Genomic DNA, 16,906 nt, shown 5'->3' with positions numbered 1-16,906 from the left:
GAGGCGGGGTGGGGCTGTGAGGGTGCTGTCGCGGCTGCGCGACGGCATGGCAATGGCTGTGCGTTGAGGCCGTAATCGCCCCGCGATTACGCCGTAACGGTGATGCGTTTACGGCGTGATGGCGATGCGTTTGCGGCGTGATGAAAAAGCGGGGAGGGAGTGGCAGTCGGCGGACGGCCTATTTGAACAGGCTGAAATTCACGCTGCCGTAGCTGCGGTGCTCCACAAAATGGGGGTGCCGGACAAAGTCGTGGGCCTTGCCATGCTCCAGAACGAAGATACCGTCTTCGCGCAGCAACTGGTGCTCGAAGACGAGGTCGGGCAGGGAGGACAGCTGTTCGAGGGCATAGGGAGGGTCGGCAAAGATGAGGTCGAACTGCTGGCGGCACGATTTCAGGAAGCGGAACACGTTGCCCCTGACGAGCACGTGCCCGTGGATGCCGAGTTTCTGCATGCACTGCCCGATGAAGCGGGCATGGTCGCGGTCGGCCTCCACGCTCACCACGCCGGTGCAGCCGCGCGAGAGCAGCTCCAGCGAGATGCTGCCCGTGCCGGCAAAGAGGTCGAGGGCGGTGGCTCCGTCGAAGTCGACGTAGCCGTTGAGCACGTTGAAAATGTTCTCCTTGGCAAAGTCGGTGGTGGGGCGGGCCTTGAACGTGCGGGGGATGTCGAAGTGGCGGCCCTTGTAGATTCCGGTGATGATGCGCATGATTACAGGTGTTGTAGGGTGGCTGGAGGGGTGCCGGGGGCCGGCTGACGGGATGCGCCCTGTGCCGCGTCGGCATGCCGTTGTCAGCCCAGATAGAGGGCCAGCAGGTCGAAGGGGATGCCGCGGATGGCCGTCATGGGCGCGCGGTTGAAGTCGGCTCCGGGGTTGATGGTGCTCACTTTCTTCACGTGTTGCTGCAGGGCGGCCGTGAGTTGGCCGTGGTCTACGATGGCGCCCGAGAGGTAGAGCTCGTCCTTGAGCTGGTCGAGGGCCAGCTGTTTCCACACGAAGAGGATGAAGTAGACCGCGTCCTGCGTGTGCTTGGCCGGGAAGCTGTTGCAGAAGACAAACCGGTTTCGCTCGAAGCTGAACACCTCGAGCCGGTGGTCGTGGAAGTGGGCATAGAGCTTGCGACGGGTTCCAATGAAGCTGCGGTGGTGCAGATAGCTCCACACGGGCTGCATGATCGGCAGCACTTTCACGTCTTTATAGTGGTCGTCGACCACGAGGCGCAGGTCTTTGTTAACGGCAAAAAGAGCCACGGCATTCAGGTCGGGCAGGATGCGGCTCTCCACGTAGCAGCCCTCGGTGTCGGGAAAACTGTGTTGGTAGAGCGTGTCGCCATGGCCCTCCTCGTACTCCTCGATGGGAATGAGCAGCGAGGGAGAGTCCACGAGCAGCTGGGCGCGGTAGGTGTCGCGCTGCAGCAGGTCGGACGTTTTGAAGGCTTCACGCAGGTTGGCGGCCATCGACACGCCGCTCTTGGCCGTGTAGGGACGGTACACTATTTGCTCTTTCGCCGCCTTGTCGGCAATGGCAAAGGCCAGCGAGCCCTTGCTCACGCGGATGGTCATGCGGGGTGGCTTGTTGTTGTCCATGGGTCTTGGGGAGTTCTGAGAGGTTGTGATGGATGGGCCGGCAGTCGGGAGTCTACTCCCAGTTGCCGGCATTGTTGTTGGGGGCGGCGAGGTCGCCTATCTTCAGTCCGGCGAAGCGCCCGGCCTGGCTGGCCTCGCGGGTGAGGGCGGCCACGGCGTCGGGGTCGAGCCCCTGCAGGTAGTCGGCATAGCCGGCACTGCACTCCATGAGAGGGATGTGCCGTCCGCTCTTGCCCGTGATGGTGGTGGTGAAGAGGGCAAACCGCTTGCCGCCGGCATAGGGAATGCGCTGCAGCGAGTCGGGCAACAGCCCGGCGTGCACGAGTTTGTCCAGTCGGTCGGCATAGACACCGTGCCGGGCCTTGTAGGCTTCCGCGGCCGTGCGGATGCGCACGAGCCGCTGCTTCACGGTCTGCTCGCGCTGCGTCCGCTCGCGTTCAAAGCGGATGGGGCTGTAGACGCTCAGAAAACAAATGGCGCAGAGCACCAGCGTGCAGACCGTGAGCAGGTGGATGTTTTTGAAGTTATTCTTCAGACCGGACTTCATTTCTCGTTTTTTATCGTTACCTTTGTCTGTGAAAAAGCCGTAATGGCCTTGCAAAGTTAGCAATAACAATTTGAAATCAGCCCACTAAAGACGAAATTCGTTGACGATAGCAGAATTTATTGACCGCATCAAGGAGGAGTTCGGCTTCGAGCCCACCCCCGACCAGCTGCTGGCCCTACGCACTTTTGGCCGCTTCCTGGCCGACCGCGGGGAGCGCGTGGCAATGGTTCTCAGGGGCTCGGCCGGCACGGGAAAGACGTCGTTGGCCGGGGCCATGATGCGCACTTTGCACCGGCTTGGGCAGAAACTCACGCTCATGGCGCCCACGGGCCGGGCGGCCAAGGTGCTGTCGCTGGGCAGCGGTCTGCCGGCCTACACCGTGCACCGGCGCATCTATCGCGAGAAAGCCTATCAAGGAATCGACGGGCAGTTCTGCCTGAACGACAACCGTTATCGCGACATGCTCTTCGTGGTCGACGAGGCTTCGATGGTGAGCAGCATTCCCACGGACGGGAGTGCATTCGGCTCGGGCAGTCTGCTCGACGACCTGGTGCAGTATGTCTACAGCGGGGAGAACTGCCGGCTCATGCTCATTGGCGACAGCGCGCAGCTGCCTCCCGTGGGCGAGGCCGAGGCCCCTGCCCTCAGCGCCGGTGTGCTTGGCGGCTACGGACTGCGCGTGTACGAGTGCGACCTGAACGCCGTGTTGCGTCAGAGCCGCGAGTCGGGCATCCTCTACAACGCCACTTTCATCCGTCATCTCATCACCCACGACGAGGCCACCGAGCTGCCCCGCATCGTGTTCGACGGGTTTGCCGACGTGGTGCGGCTGCCCGGCAACGAGCTCATCGAGAGCCTTGCGTCCAGCTACGCTGAGGTGGGCATTGACGAAACCATCGTGGTGACGCGCTCCAACAAGTGGGCCAACGTGTACAACCAGGGCATTCGCAACCGTGTCATCGACCGCGACGACGAGCTCTGCTCGGGCGACATGCTCATGGTGGTGCGCAACAATTACTTCTGGACAGAGCGGTTGGCCGCCGCGACGGCCGCCGACGGGCTGCAGCCCCGGCAACCTGTGGGGCAGGGCGGCGAACCCTCGGCTCTGTCGGGGCCCGCCTTTCTGGCCAACGGCGACCGGGCTCGGGTGCAGCGCATCCGCAACGTGCGCGACTTCTACGGGTTCCGCTTCGCCGACGTGACGCTGCTTTTTCCCGATTACGACGACTTCGAGATGCAGCTCACGGTCATCATGGACTCGCTCTCCACCGATGCGCCGGCCCTCACACGCGAGCAGATCGGGCAGCTCTATGACCAGGTGATGGCCGACTATGCCGACCTGCCCACCAAGGCCGACCGCCTGAAAGCCTTGCGCAAGGACATCTATTTCAATGCCCTGCAAGTGAAATTTGCCTATGCCGTGACCTGCCACAAGGCGCAGGGCGGGCAGTGGCAGCACGTGTATCTGGACCAAGGATACATGACCGACGACATGCTCACCCCCGACTACATCCATTGGCTCTACACCGCCTTCACCCGTGCCACGTCCAAACTCTTTCTGGTGAACTGGCCGATGACGCAGGTGGACGAGGGCGAACACCGCGTGCCACTTAGAAACTGACGGGTGTCATGGCCGCAGTCTTGTCGGTGTAGACCTCCGGGGTGACGCGGCGGCCACGCAGACTGCGCACCTTGGGCATGTCCTCGAACCAGTGGTCTGAGGTGGTGAACCAAGCAAAGTGGGTAATTTCGCGGGCCGAATGCAGTTTGGCGTGAAGCTCGCGGGCAAATTTGGGATTGACAGAAGAGAGGAAATGATACCCGTCGCGCGTCTCGATGGCCAGCACCAAGTACTGGCTGATGACGGTGGCAGAGCCTGCATGGGCTTTCTTGTAGCCTTTAGTGGAGGTCATTACCCGGATGTTCCAACCCTCTCGGTTGAGTCGTTGCATCATGCCGCGGAAGACAACGCCGTGCGGCGACGTGTCCTTGATGCCGCTGTAAGCAATGCTCAGGTGAATCATTTCGTGGAGCAGCACGCTCTGGAACTGGTATTCCGTCTGGTCATAGAAGTTGCTCAGCGAGATGGAAAAGTCGTAGTGCCGGGTGCGTCCAAAGGGTTGAACCTTGCGTTTGAACGACATGGAGCCGAGCCTTGTGCGCGAGTGCCCCACATGAAAGCGGGGCACAGGCAGCGTGTCGGAGAAGTAGCGGGTGTTGAAGCGGGCGAAATTCTCCCGCAGCCAGCCCATGTCAATCTGCATCTTGGGCTCCTTTTTGCAGTCGGGCCACGACGTATTCCGACTGTGTGCCCACGCGGAACTTGCCGCCCCAGATGCCTATACCACTGGTCACATAGTATTGGGTGCGGCCCTTTTGCAGCCCGCCGTAGGCTTTTTCATAGATTAAATCCACTATCCAACTGACGGGCCACAGCTGCCCGTAGTGGGTGTGGCCGCTCAGTTGGAAGTCCACACCGGCCTGTTGTGCCTCTTCAAGATGATAGGGTTGGTGGTCGAGCAGGATGGTGTAGCGGCTCCGGTCGACTCCCAGCATGAGCTGGACCAGGGGCTTGCGGTGGGCATTGGTGCGGTCGTCGCGGCCTATGATGTTGATGCCTTTCACGGTGACGGCCCAGTCGCGCAGCAGTGTGATGCCGGCCTCACGGTAGAAAGCCTCGGCCTCGCGCTCGCCGCCGAAGTATTCATGATTGCCCAAGCAGGCCACTACGGGGGCTTGGATGCGCCTGAATTCCTGTGCCATGCCCTGCTCCCAGAGCGGTCTCATGTGGCCGTCCATGATGTCTCCGCCGATGAGTACCAGGTCGGGGCGCTCCGCATTGACGAGATCGACCCACCGGGCCAGCTCAGGTCGCTGGTTGTGGTAGCCGATGTGCAGGTCGGACAACATGACGATGGTCCGGGCTTCGGGCGTGGCTTTGGCCGTGTGTAGCTCTAGCGGCACGCGCACCTTGTTCATATAATGGACGTAGCCATAGGCAAACACGACGACGAGCACGCCCGCCACCGTGAGCGTGCCCCGCCAGCTGTCATGGAGAAAGCTGCGCGGCACGAGGTAGACGAGCCGCCCCAGGTCGAGCGCCAGATAGAGTAGCACGGCATAGAGCATCACAAAAAGGCTGGAGTTGCCCACCTCGTAGGAGGCCGTAGCCAGCGGCATGGGCCATCGGTCAATATGGAAAAAGCCGAAGTTGGCAAAGAGCAGGAACACGCAAAAGCCCAGCACCGCCAGCACAATCCACTTGTAGGTCTGCGGCAGCGGCAGGATATGCCATGTGCGCCAGAAGCTATAGGTGATACCGGCCAGCGGCAGCACAAGAAAAACAAGTCTCCACATGTTGTTGAATATGTTTTAAAAGAAGAACAGGTCGCGGCCTCTTTGCAGTTTCTGTTCCAGTTCGTCGTGCATCTGTTCCATGGCAGCCTTGAAGAAAAAGGGCACCAGCTCCACGTCGAAAGCGTGGTCAAGCTGGCTGTGCATCCACTCGTAGGCGGCAAAATGGTCGGCCATTTCCAGACATTCCAGCAGCGATTTGCCCACGGGCCGGTAGCCCAGGCCCCTCCTCGAAGAGGGCCCGGGTGTCGTCTACAGAGAACGAAGAGCCCTCGATGCCACAGCTGTGGCACGAGAGCATAATCTCCGAATACTTCTGGAATCCGGCTTTTCCCATGGGCTCCACCACCTGCCGGACGTATTCCTTGGCCAGCAGGTCGTAACGATGGATGTCTTCTTCAAACATGGCTTCGCGGTATAAGGAGGCAGCCGACCCTACAATTGGGCCAGCTCGATCACCTTGTCGACGGCGGCCGAAAGGCCGTCGGCGTTCTTTCCGCCGGCCTGGGCATAGTGGGGCTGACCGCCGCCGCCGCCCTGAATGAGCCGTGCGGCCTCACGCACCATCTTGCCGGCGTTGAGGTTGCCCTCGCTCACCATGTCGTCGGAAAGCATGACCGAGAGCATGGGCTTGTCGTCATGGACGGAGCCCAACACGCAAACGAGTTTCTCGGGAAGCCGCTCACGCACCTTGAACACGATGTCCTTGGCCGATGCCGGATCGACTGGAATCACGGCCTTCACTACGTTCACGCCGCCCTTTGTCTGCACGCGCTCGACGAGAGCCTTGGCCGTGCGGTCCACGGCTTGGGCGCGGAAGCCCTCTATCTCTTTCTTCATCGCGGTGTTGTCCTCGATGTATTTGCACACGGTGGACTGCAGATCCTTGGCGTTGTTGAACATGCTGCGCACGTATTTCAGCGTGTCTTCGAGGGCGTAGAGGGCCTCCTCACAGGTCTGTCCCGTCATGGCCTCGATGCGGCGAACGCCTGCTGCCACGCTGCTCTCGCCCACAATCTTGAAGAATCCGATACGTCCCGTGCTGCGGGCATGGATGCCACCGCAGAACTCGCAGCTCGGGCCGAAGCGCACTACGCGCACTTTATCGCCGTATTTCTCGCCGAAGAGCGCCACGGCCCCCATCTCCTTGGCTTCCTCGAGGGGCGTGTCGCGATGCTCGTCGAGGGGATAGTCCTCGCGAATCATCCGGTTGACGAGCCGCTCCACCTGGCGCAACTCCTCGTCGGTCACCTTTTGGAAGTGGGCAAAGTCGAAGCGCAGCGTGTCGGGGCTCACGAACGAACCTTTCTGCTCCACGTGGTCGCCGAGCACTTGTTTCAGGGCATAGTCGAGCAGATGGGTGGCTGTGTGGTTGGCGGCGCTGGCGTTGCGCTTGTCCGTGTCCACGCAGGCCATGAAGTCTGCGGTGGGTTCCTGGGGCAACTGCCTGACGATATGAATGCTCTGATTGTTCTCGCGCTTGGTGTCGATGACGTCTATGGTCTCCGTCTCGGACACGAGCACGCCCTGGTCGCCCACCTGTCCGCCCATCTCTCCATAGAACGGCGTGTGGTCGAGCACCAGCTCGAAGAAGGTGGTTTTCTTCTGCGTCACCTTGCGATAGCGCAGGATGTGGCACTCGTGCTCGGTGTAGTCGTAGCCCACAAACTCCTGATCGCCCTCGCGCAGCATCACCCAATCGCCGTTCTCCACGGCGGCGGCGTTGCGGGCGCGGGCTTTCTGCTTGGCCATTTCAGCGTCGAAACCGGCTGCGTCTACGGTGAATCCGTTCTCCCGACAAATCAGTTCTGTGAGGTCGAGGGGGAAGCCATAGGTGTCGAACAAACGGAAAGCACTCACGCCATCGAGCTGGTTGCGGCCCTGGCTGCGCAGGGTGTCCATGTCGGCGTTGAGCAGCTGGATGCCTTTCTCGAGCGTGCGCAGGAAGCTGTCTTCCTCCTCTTTCATCACGCGGCTGATGAGCTCTCGCTGTGCCGGCAGCTCGGGATAGGCCTCGCCCATCTCCTGCACGAGCACGTTGACCAGCTTGTAGATGAAGGCTTCTTTCTGGTCGAGGAAGGTGTAGGCGTAGCGCACGGCACGGCGCAGGATGCGGCGAATGACGTAGCCAGCCTTGGCATTGCCGGGCAGCTGGCCGTCGGCAATGCTGAAAGCCACGGCCCGCAGATGGTCGGCCACCACGCGCATGGCCACGTCTGTCTTCTCCTGCGCACTGGCTTCGCCGCCCTGTGGACCCGTGGGCGTGGTGAAGCCGTATGTCTTGCCCGAGAGGGCCTCGATTTCTTTGATGATGGGCTGGAAGATGTCGGTGTCGTAGTTGGAGTGCTTGCCCTGTAGCATGCGCACCAGTCGCTCGAATCCCATGCCGGTGTCGATGACGTGCATGGGCAGCGGTTCCAGCGTGCCGTCGGCCTTTCGGTTGAACTGCATGAACACCACGTTCCATATTTCGATGACCTGCGGGTTGTCCTTGTTCACGAGTTCACGGCCGGGCACGAGGGCCTTCTCCTCGTCGGGGCGGGAGTCTACGTGTATCTCGGTGCAGGGTCCGCAGGGCCCTGTGTCGCCCATTTCCCAGAAGTTGTCGTGCTTGTTGCCGTTGATGATGTGGTCGGCAGGCACGTGCTTGGCCCAGTAGCGGGCGGCCTCCTCGTCGCGTGCAATGCCTTCTTCAGGTGCGCCCTCGAAGACAGTGACGTAGAGATCGGCCGGATTCAGGTGGAGCACATCCACCAGATACTCCCAGGCATAGTCGATGGCGCCCTCCTTGAAGTAGTCGCCGAAACTCCAGTTGCCCAGCATCTCGAACATGGTGTGGTGGTAGGTGTCGTGCCCCACCTCTTCCAAATCGTTGTGTTTGCCGCTCACGCGCAGACACTTCTGCGAGTCGGTGCGGCGGCGTGGCGCGGGATCCTTGGTGCCAAGAATGACGTCTTTCCACTGGTTCATACCTGCATTTGTAAACATCAACGTCGGGTCGTCCTTGATTACCATCGGGGCAGACGGAACGATGACGTGTCCTTTCGACTCGAAGAACTTCTTGTACGAGTCGCGGATTTCGTTTGCTGTCATCATCTTGCTATTATGCTTTTGTTGTTTTTATGTTCTGAAAATTCCGTTGCAAAGTTACTAAAAAGATTGCAGACCGACGGGCGGCTCCCGCGATTATTTGTAAACGGGCACGGGACGGCGGCCGCAGATTCTTGGCAAAAACGGTGGCTGTTACGCCGTTTTTTCGTAAGTTTGCACAAGATAAAAGCAAATCCGCTATGGCATTGAAGACAACACCCCCCACCAGACTCTACTATTCCATCAAGGAAGTGGCGCAGATGATAGGCGTGAACGAGAGCACGCTGCGCTACTGGGAGACCGAATTTCCCAACCTGCGGCCCAAGACGGTGGCCTTGACCAAGGTGCGGCAGTACACCGAGAAAGACATCGACGAGATAAAGGTCATCTACAATCTCATCAAGGTGCGCGGCTTCAAGATTGCCGCCGCCCGCAAGTACATGCACGAAAACCGGGCGAGCGCCGAGCGCAGTTCCGAGATATTGGAGACGCTCACCGGCGTGCGCGACCAGCTGAAAGAGCTGAAACGGCATCTCGACGGCATTGTCTGACGGCCGCCGCGCGCCGCCGCGCCGGACCGCCCAACGGGGTGTGCCTCGCTGTCTGCCGTGCGCGGACTCTGCGTCGGCGGGTTTAAGGCGCGGCGATGACGGCTTTTTCGCCGCGCGTTTGCGGCGTGTTCGCATCGCGTTTACGGCCTGATGGCCAGGTGTTTGCGGCGTGGAGAAAAGGCGATGGCTGTTTGCGGGGAAAACGTGGGCCCGTTCGGGGCAGATCTTCCCACAATGAATCGCGGCATGAAACCCAAGGTTTCATGCCGCGATTGGTTTTGTTTGGTGGTGCCGGTCTATCTCACCATCACTTTCTCCGTGAGCTGCCGGCCGTCGGGCAACGTGCTGACGCGTAGGTTGAGACCGCGCCGGGGCTGTGCCAGCTGCACGCCCGAGGGCGAGTAGTAGCGGGCGATGGCCCCGGCTGCAGCCGACTGCACGGCCGTGGCGCCGCCCACGCTCTGGGCCGGGCCGAAGCCGCCCATGGCGTTGGCCGTGCGCACGGTGCAGCGTGTTGCGCCGCTCGGGGCCTCGAAGGAGGGCGTGGTCGTGATGCCTTGGAACACGCCGTCGGCAAAGACGGCATAGCCGGGCGCACCCTCGGCGGCATTCCACGTGAGGCGGTTGGCCGAGCGCACGAGGCCTGTGGTGGCGGCCTGTGCGGCCAGGGCCTGTGGGTTCCAGTCGGGGAAGACGGCTGCCAGCGCATACTGCCCGGTCTCGTCGGTGGCGAGGGTGGTGTCGTAGGTGCGGCTGTCGTCGCCTTTTGTGAAGGTCACCACGTTGCTGGCGGGGGTCACTACGGTGCCTTTGCTGTCTACCGAAGCATACTCTTTAAAGCTGTAGGCGGGGGTGTTCATGCCCCGGGCGGTGAAGCGCGTGGCCACGATTTCGGCGGGCTGCATGAGCGTGGTGTTGAGCCACGCCAGGCGCGACTGCCCGCCCCACGAGCGGCCCAGGCTCAGCTCCTTGGCCCGGTTCACCACGGTGCAGCTGTCGAACACGTAGCCATGGGCCACGCTGCCGCCGGGATAGGGGGCGGCAATGACGTTGCTGCCCGTCTTGCTGCCGGCCGAGCGCGACTCGCTCACCAGCGTGACGCGGCGGAAGAACACGTCGCCGCTGCCGCAGATGAAGTCCACGGTGCCGTGTATCTCGCCGTCCTCGAAATAGTACTGGCCGTCGGCATTGCTGTAGTAAGTGTCTTGATAGGACAGCAGGCGCACGTTCTTGCAGATGGTTCGGTGGCCTTTGTCCTGTATCACGACGGCGCGCCCGGCGTTGCCGCTGGCGTAGTAGTCGAGTGCGTTTTGCAGGGTGAGGTCCTGCAAATAGGCGTTGCGGCCGGTGATGAGAAAGGTGGCCGTGCGGCCGATGCCCTCGTTCTCGACCTTGGGTGCGTTCACCACGACGGTGCCGTCGCGGTCTTCACCGATGATGGAAATGTTGTCGCCCGCGATGGGTGTGAGCGTCTTCTCGCCCAGGTCGTAGCGTCCGCGGGGCAGGAAAATGTAGGTGCGGGCCTCGCCGGCAGTGGCATTGGCCACGTCGAGCGTGGTGAGCAGGTTGTCGGCGTCGCCGGCCTTCACCACGTAGTATCCGGCTGCATTCTTGGCCACGGCGGCCTCCTGCACGTTGGCCATGGTGATGGCATGCACGTAAGGAGCCCCGTCGAACACCAGCGTGAGGCGGCCGGCCGGGCCTTGGTAGTAGTAGGAGGCCACGGCTCCGTCCTTGGCGGCCGGGGTGCTGATGGTGGTGAGCAGCCGGTCCTGACCGTCGAGCAGGCGCACGTTGGCCGCGCTGCCATACTGGCACAGCCGGACCATGATGTAGGCGTTGCCGCCCACAAGCAGGTGGAGCGAGTCGCCCTTGGCCATCTGCCAGCCGTGGTTGCTGTCGTGGAAGCGGCCCGCGCCCACGAGCTGGAAGGCCTCGTGGTCTTCGTCGTAGAAGTAGCGGTCGGTCAGGTCGAAGACATATCGGCGCGTGGTGCTCTGCCCTTCGCGCTCGGTGGCCACGGCGTAGAGGGCCATGTCGGCCGTCACGGCGTCGGCCACGGTGTACTTGCGGTTGCCCGACCCCCGGGCAGCCTTGAACCAGCCGCGGAACACACAGCCCTCGGCCACCGTGGCGTCGGCACTGCCGTAGGCGAAACTACCGATGGCGGCATCCTGCTCCACGCGCTGCGTGCCCAGCACGGTGGTGCCGTCGGTGTCGTAGTAAGTGAGTGTGTATTGGGGCATGGGCGTGTCGCCCATGTGCACTTTTCCGTAGATGTCGAGCTGGAAGAGGTAGGCGTTTTGCGTGCCGTTCAGATTGGTAAAGCGCAGCCGGCAGTTGGTGCGGTTCACCTCGACGGTCACCTCCGTGCCCGCGGGCTTGGCGGCAACGGCCTCGCTCAGCGTCACCCAGTCGGCGTCGCCGTCGCCCTTGGCCTCCAGCTTCCAGCCGCGGTTGCTGCCCGTGGCCCCGTGGATGAAGTGCACCTTGGTGATGCTGGCCAGCGGAGAGGTTGCCACGTAAGGGTCTTTGCTCTTGCTGCACATGAGGTATCCGCCCGCCCAATTGGGAAACTTGGCGGGGTTTTGGTTGGTGGAACTCACCTGTGTGTCGTAGAGCGTGAAGCTGAGCGGCTCGTGGCTGTAGCGCGTGGTCTTCGCCACGGTCGACTCCGTGGCCGTGGCCTTGGCGTCGGTCCAGTCGGTGAAGGTGGTGGAGTAGATGGCCATTTCGTGCACGTTGTCGGTTGTGTCGGTCTTCGTGGTGTCCTGTTCGGTCACGCGTTCCACCAGCCGCCCGGTGTAGTAGTCCATGCCGCTGGCCTTCTGGCAGCCGGGGAAGTATTCGTCCACGGCGGTCTGCGCGTCGGCGTTGCCGCCTCGCACGATGTCTTCGACGAGGGCGTTGGCATAGACTTCAAGGTTGGTATAGTAGCCCTTGGCATCGAGCGTGGAGGCCGATGCGTCGGCCGGGTCGTTGGGATTCAGGCGGTTGGCCGTCTCCCAAGCGTCGGGCATGCCGTCGCCATCGGTGTCGAAACCTGCGGGACGGGAGCCTTTGGGGAAGTTCTTCTCGGTGTAGCCGTCCACGTCGGCCACCACGTCCACGCGGCCTTTGACGCGTGTCTTCGAGCCGGTGTAGGTGGAGGTGCCGCTCCGGGCCTCGGTCATGTAGCGATGGTCCACGTCGTCGCGGAAGAGCGACGCGCCGCCGAAGGCCAGAATCTTGGCGTAGGCCTGTTCGGCGCTGTGGGTGGTCACCTCGCCGGCAGGGGCGTGGGGCGTGTCGAGCTTGATGCTGACACAGGGCACGCCGGCGGCATTTCGCACGTGGGCCACGTCGCGGCCGTAGGCGTAGAGCGAGTCGCGCGTGTAGGGCTGGCCGCCGATGGTCTGCACGCCGCTGTCGTATTTCACGCCCCGCCAGTCGTAGTCGGCGCCGTAGCCATGCACGTAGTTGCCGCTGATGAAGTAGCGGCTGGTCATGTCGAGATAGGTCTTGTCGTCGGAAGAGGTGGTGGAATTGGCCACCGAAACCTGTGTCACGCGGTCCTTGGCACTGGTTTCGGGCGTGGCCTTGTAGTAGTTGTTCACCATGTTGATGTAGCCGCCGCCGGGCCCTCCGTAGCATCCGCCGCCGCCCCAGTCGAAGACAAGGCAGTTGCGGAAGTCCACATTCTCTGCCTGTACGGCGTTCTGCCAGCCATGTTTGGCGTACTCGGCGTTGGCCGTGTAGCCCGTCCAGTTGTAGCGGGCGCCGTTGAACCGGGGTGCGCGGTTGTTCACATGGGCAATCATGTTGTGGTGGAAACTGGCCAGTTTGCCGCCCCAGATGCCGCCGTAGCCGTGGGCGCCCTTGCCGTGTCCGGCGTTGTTCAGGCTCTCGCCCACGGTGCACCACTGCATGGTGAAGTTGTTGTTGTCGTAGAACGAGGCCACCTCGTCGATGCTCCAGGAGAACGAACAGTGGTCGAGCATCACGCCCGTGAGGTGCCGGTTCCAGATGGCGTCGGCCCCGTCGTTCACGTTTTTCTCCTGCCCGCGGCGCACGCGGATGAAGCGAATGATGTTGTTTGAGCCGGGCTCCACGGTGTAGTAGCGCAGCGTGATGCCGGGGTAGGGAGCCGTTTGGCCCAGGATAGTGGTGTTGGCGCCTATCTTGAGGTCGGACGCCAGGGCGATGACACCACCCACGTCGAACACCACCATCTTCTTGCCGTTGCCGCTCACGGCGGCGCGCAAGGAGCCTGTGCCCTTGTCGTTCAGGTTGGTGACGTGCACGATTTTGCCGCCGCGGCCGCCCGTGGTGTAGCGGCCGTTGCCTTCGGCACCGGGAAATGCCGGCGCCTGCGCCCATGTGGGGCAGCACAGTCCTGACGCTGCCAGGACCAGGAGAGTCTTGAATTGCATGTGTTGAAAGGTTTATTTAAGTAGTTGTGGAAAAAGTTTCGGTCGGGGACAGACGGGTGCGGGGCGGACGACGGGCGGGCCGTGCGCCGCCCGATCACTCGGCGGGCAGCCACGTCGTGTGGCTGTCGAAGACGCGGGCCGGGGTGACGGCTGCCGCCTCCTTGCGGCTGAGCTGCCGGGTCCAGGGGGCGCGGCCGGCGGTGGAAGCCCCTGCGCCCGTGTTGCCGAACTCGGCATAGCGGGCCGTGCGCTCGTTGTCGGCATTGTTCCAGTTGTGCCATCCCTCGGGGCGGATGTGCCGCCCGAGGTCGCTATATATAAATAAGGTGTAGGCATAAGGCCGCCATGGCCGGCCGAGGTACACCTGCGTGGCTTCGGGGGCGGCGGTCAGACGGCAGTGGCTGAAGACGTAGCCGTAGGGCTGCGAGGCGGGCGTCGAGGCGGCAGTGACGTAGCTGTTGGCCTTGCTGTGTACCGTGCAGTGCTCGAACCATGCCGTGCTGGGCCCGAAAATAAAGTCGGTGGTGCCCTCGATGTAGCAGTCCTTGAAGTAGAGGCGCGTGCCGGCGGCCCCGGTGTAGACGGTGTCTTGATTGCCCAGGAAGCGGCAGTTGACGAAGACCAGACGGTCGCCCTCGGTGTGCAGGGCTACGGCTTGGCCCAGCAGGGCGGCATTGTTCTCGATTGTGAGGTTCCTGAGCGTGATGTCACTGCCCTCTATCTTGAGCGTGTAGGTGCGGAAAGTGCCCATGGGCAACCCCGTCTCCGGCCGGCGGATATTGGCGTGGTCGTCGTAGGTGATGATGGTGTGGTCGCGGTCTTCGCCGCAAATCTCAATGTGGGTGAGCCACGAGGGCACCACGAGCTTCTCCTTGTAGGTGCCCCGTTTCACGAAGATGACCTTGTGGTATTCCATGAAAGCGCGGCACACTTCAAGGGCTTCGCCGATAGTTCGGAACTCAGCCGTTCCGTCGCGGGCCACAAACAGCGTGTCGGGATTGTCGTATTTGTTGGCTGCGCCAACGGGCAGCAGGGCTGCGAGGGCCAGCAGAAGCAGGAACGTTTTGGCCATGGTTCAGATGATTTGTTGCACTTCTTTCAGGTCGGGAATCTTCTTGAGGCGGGCCATGATGACTTTTACCTCGTCGCGGTCGTGCACGCGAATCTCGATGGTGCCTCCGAAAATGCCTTGATTTGCAGTGAAGCTCACCTTGTGAATGTTCACGTTCATCTTGTTGGATATGACCTCGGCCACGTCGTGCAACATGGCTTTTCGGTCGATGCCATGCACTTCTATCGTGGCGTCGAAGAAGAGTTCCTTGTGCATGTTCCACTTGGCATCGAGAATGCGAGGCCCGAAACTCGTCTTGAGCTTGCTGGCCACGGGGCACGAGCGCTTGTGTATCTCCACCCTGTTCTTGCCGTCGATGAAGCCCAAGATGTCGTCGCCGGGGATGGGATGACAGCATTGCGGGAAGATGTACATGCCGATGGTGTCTTCGCTAATGACGCAGGGCTTCTTCTTGTTGAAGTCTTTTCCCACGATGAGCAGGTCGCGCTGTGGGGGAGTCTGCCCGTCGTCGTCCTTGTCTTTCTTGTTCTTTCCAAGGAAAGGCACGTATCTGCGCCAGCCCGTGCTGCCGCCCTCTTTCCTGCCGTTGCCGTGGAGTTCTTCGATGTCCTTGTCGCTGAGCAGGATGGTGTGCTCGCCCAAGGCCAGGAAAAAAGCCTCGTGATTGCGCACGTCGTGCAGTTCGCACAGGCGGTCGAGCAGGGTGTTGGTGAGGTCGAGACCGTTTTTCTTGAGCCATTCGTCGAGGATTTTCTCGCCCTTTTTCTGCTGTTCGCGGTTGTCGCGACGCAGGATAGCCTGTATCTTTCCCTTGGCCTTGGCGGTGGAAACAAAGCCTGCCCACGCCGGCTGCACGTGCTGCGAGTTGGAGGTGAGCACCTCCACCTGGTCGCCGCTCTTCAGTTTATGGCTCAGGGGCACAAGCTTGTGGTTCACCTTGGCCCCGATGCAGTGGCTGCCGAGAAAGGTGTGTATCTGGAAAGCAAAGTCGAGCACGGTGCACCCCGCGGGCATGGTCTTCACCTCGCCCTTGGGTGTGAAGACGAAGATTTCCGAGGCGAAGAGGTTCAGTTTGATGGAGTCGAGGAAGTCCATGGCGTCGGGCTGCGGGTCGTCGAGTATCTCCTTGATGGTGCTCAACCAGTTGTTCAGCTCCTCATCGTCGTCTCGAGTCTCCTCGCCCTCCTTGTATTTCCAGTGTGCTGCAAAGCCTTGTTCGGCCAGTTCGTCCATGCGGTCGGAGCGTATCTGCACCTCAATCCACTGTCCTTGACGCGACATCATCGTGGCGTGCAGGGCCTGATACCCATTGGCTTTGGGGTGGTTTACCCAGTCGCGCAGACGGTCGGGGTGGCTCTTGTAAATCTGATTCAGAGCCACATAGATGCGGAAACAGTCGTTGATTTCGTTCTTGCGGTCCTGCGGGGTGAAGATGATGCGCACGGCCAGAATGTCGTAAATCTCGTCGAAGGTGACGTGCTTGTTCTGCATTTTGCACCAGATGGAGTAAGGACTCTTTATCCGAGCTTTGATGACATACTGGAAACCCATGGCGTCGAGCGACGCGCGGATGGGCACAGTAAAGTCGGAAAAGAGCTTGTTGCGCTGGTTCTCGCTGAACGAGAGCTTGGCCACGATGTCGGCATACTCCTGTGGATGCTCGTAGCGGAAGCTCAAATCTTCGAGTTCGGTCTTGATTTTGTTCAGCCCCAAGCGGTTGGCCAGCGGTGCATAGATATAGAGCGTCTCGCCGGCAATCTTGTATTGCTTGTTGGCCGGCTGGGAGTCGAGGGTGCGCATGTTGTGCAGACGGTCGCAGATTTTGATGAGAATCACGCGGATGTCGTCGCTCATGGTGAGCAGAAGTTTCTTGAAATTCTCGGCCTGGGCCGAGGCATGGTCGCCGAAGATGCCGCCGCTGATCTTGGTAAGACCGTCTACAATCTGTGCGATTTTCTCGCCGAAGATGTTCTGGATGTCCTCGGTGGTGTAGTCAGTATCCTCTACTACGTCGTGAAGCAGGGCGGCACAGATGCTCGTCGAGCCCAGCCCCATCTCCTCGCAAGCTATCTGAGCCACGGCGATGGGGTGCATGATGTAGGGCTCGCCCGACAGTCGTCGCACCCCCTTGTGGGCCTGGCGGGCAAAGTTGAAGGCCTTGGCGATGATGTCAACTTTCTTGCGATGGTTTGAGTTGAGGTAGGTCTCCAGCAGACGGTTGTAGGCATCGGTGATGAGTTTGTTATCGGCAACCTCACGTTCGCGGCTCTTCAGCTCTTGTTCGTCCATAGTC

At 61.4% G+C, this 16,906-nt stretch carries 13 protein-coding genes; 2 read left to right on the top strand and 11 right to left on the bottom strand.

What is annotated here, in order from left to right:
- Window positions 1-178 precede the first annotated feature (178 nt).
- The 3 genes from rsmD to L888_RS0106190 all read right to left on the bottom strand — a co-directional run bounded on the left by rsmD (window position 179) and on the right by L888_RS0106190 (window position 2,134).
- Entirely contained in the window at window positions 179-709 is a 531-nt protein-coding gene (rsmD, locus tag L888_RS0106200) for a 16S rRNA (guanine(966)-N(2))-methyltransferase RsmD (protein WP_027952255.1), read from the bottom strand.
- 83 nt (window positions 710-792) lie between these two features.
- Window positions 793-1,587 carry a DUF3822 family protein gene (locus tag L888_RS0106195; RefSeq protein ID WP_027952254.1) on the bottom strand — a complete coding sequence of 265 codons (795 nt, stop codon included), beginning with the start codon at window positions 1,585-1,587 and terminating at the stop codon, window positions 793-795.
- Window positions 1,588-1,639: 52 nt separating this feature from the next.
- Window positions 1,640-2,134, bottom strand: coding sequence for a hypothetical protein (locus L888_RS0106190; protein WP_044248799.1), 495 nt, complete (start codon window positions 2,132-2,134; stop codon window positions 1,640-1,642).
- Between the two features lie 100 nt (window positions 2,135-2,234).
- On the opposite strand from L888_RS0106190, the gene L888_RS0106185 reads away from it, so the two are divergent.
- Entirely contained in the window at window positions 2,235-3,755 is a 1,521-nt protein-coding gene (locus L888_RS0106185) for an ATP-dependent DNA helicase (protein ID WP_027952252.1), read from the top strand.
- On the opposite strand, the gene L888_RS0106180 is transcribed toward L888_RS0106185, so the two are convergent.
- Genes L888_RS0106180 through alaS form a run of 5 tightly spaced genes read right to left on the bottom strand, consistent with a single transcriptional unit; the run spans window position 3,745 to window position 8,584 of the window.
- Window positions 3,745-4,398 (bottom strand): SprT-like domain-containing protein, encoded by a 654-nt coding sequence (locus L888_RS0106180; protein ID WP_027952251.1) that lies wholly within the window; start codon window positions 4,396-4,398, stop codon window positions 3,745-3,747. The genes L888_RS0106185 and L888_RS0106180 overlap by 11 nt on opposite strands.
- Window positions 4,388-5,491: a metallophosphoesterase gene (locus tag L888_RS0106175; RefSeq protein ID WP_027952250.1), complete on the bottom strand. Its 1,104-nt coding sequence runs from the start codon at window positions 5,489-5,491 to the stop codon at window positions 4,388-4,390. The genes L888_RS0106180 and L888_RS0106175 overlap by 11 nt, the downstream gene beginning before the upstream one ends.
- A gap of 15 nt (window positions 5,492-5,506) precedes the next feature.
- Window positions 5,507-5,635 carry a hypothetical protein gene (locus L888_RS15000; protein ID WP_262489288.1) on the bottom strand — a complete coding sequence of 43 codons (129 nt, stop codon included), beginning with the start codon at window positions 5,633-5,635 and terminating at the stop codon, window positions 5,507-5,509.
- Window positions 5,619-5,894, bottom strand: coding sequence for a hypothetical protein (locus L888_RS13450; RefSeq protein ID WP_245594833.1), 276 nt, complete (start codon window positions 5,892-5,894; stop codon window positions 5,619-5,621). Before L888_RS13450 ends, L888_RS15000 begins: the two co-directional genes overlap by 17 nt.
- Window positions 5,895-5,923: 29 nt before the next feature.
- On the bottom strand, window positions 5,924-8,584 hold the full coding sequence (gene alaS / locus L888_RS0106165) for an alanine--tRNA ligase (protein WP_027952249.1): 2,661 nt from the start codon (window positions 8,582-8,584) through the stop codon (window positions 5,924-5,926).
- 194 nt (window positions 8,585-8,778) lie between these two features.
- On the opposite strand from alaS, the gene L888_RS0106160 reads away from it, so the two are divergent.
- Entirely contained in the window at window positions 8,779-9,129 is a 351-nt protein-coding gene (locus tag L888_RS0106160; RefSeq protein ID WP_027952248.1) for a MerR family transcriptional regulator, read from the top strand.
- A 296-nt stretch (window positions 9,130-9,425) separates the two neighbouring features.
- Here the strand turns inward: L888_RS0106160 and L888_RS0106155 are convergent, their stop codons facing one another.
- The 3 genes from L888_RS0106155 to L888_RS0106145 all read right to left on the bottom strand — a co-directional run bounded on the left by L888_RS0106155 (window position 9,426) and on the right by L888_RS0106145 (window position 16,902).
- Window positions 9,426-13,541 carry a pectinesterase family protein gene (locus L888_RS0106155; protein WP_027952247.1) on the bottom strand — a complete coding sequence of 1,372 codons (4,116 nt, stop codon included), beginning with the start codon at window positions 13,539-13,541 and terminating at the stop codon, window positions 9,426-9,428.
- A gap of 94 nt (window positions 13,542-13,635) precedes the next feature.
- Window positions 13,636-14,613, bottom strand: a complete 978-nt coding sequence (locus tag L888_RS0106150) for a pectinesterase family protein (protein ID WP_027952246.1) — start codon at window positions 14,611-14,613, stop codon at window positions 13,636-13,638.
- Window positions 14,614-14,616: 3 nt separating this feature from the next.
- Complete coding sequence (locus tag L888_RS0106145) at window positions 14,617-16,902, bottom strand: RelA/SpoT family protein (protein WP_027952245.1); 2,286 nt, start codon at window positions 16,900-16,902, stop codon at window positions 14,617-14,619.
- Window positions 16,903-16,906: the final 4 nt, after the last annotated feature.

This window comes from Hallella seregens ATCC 51272 (genome assembly GCF_000518545.1).
Taxonomy (GTDB): Bacteria; Bacteroidota; Bacteroidia; order Bacteroidales; family Bacteroidaceae; genus Prevotella; species Prevotella seregens.
This window is presented reverse-complemented; position numbering and strand designations above follow the sequence as displayed.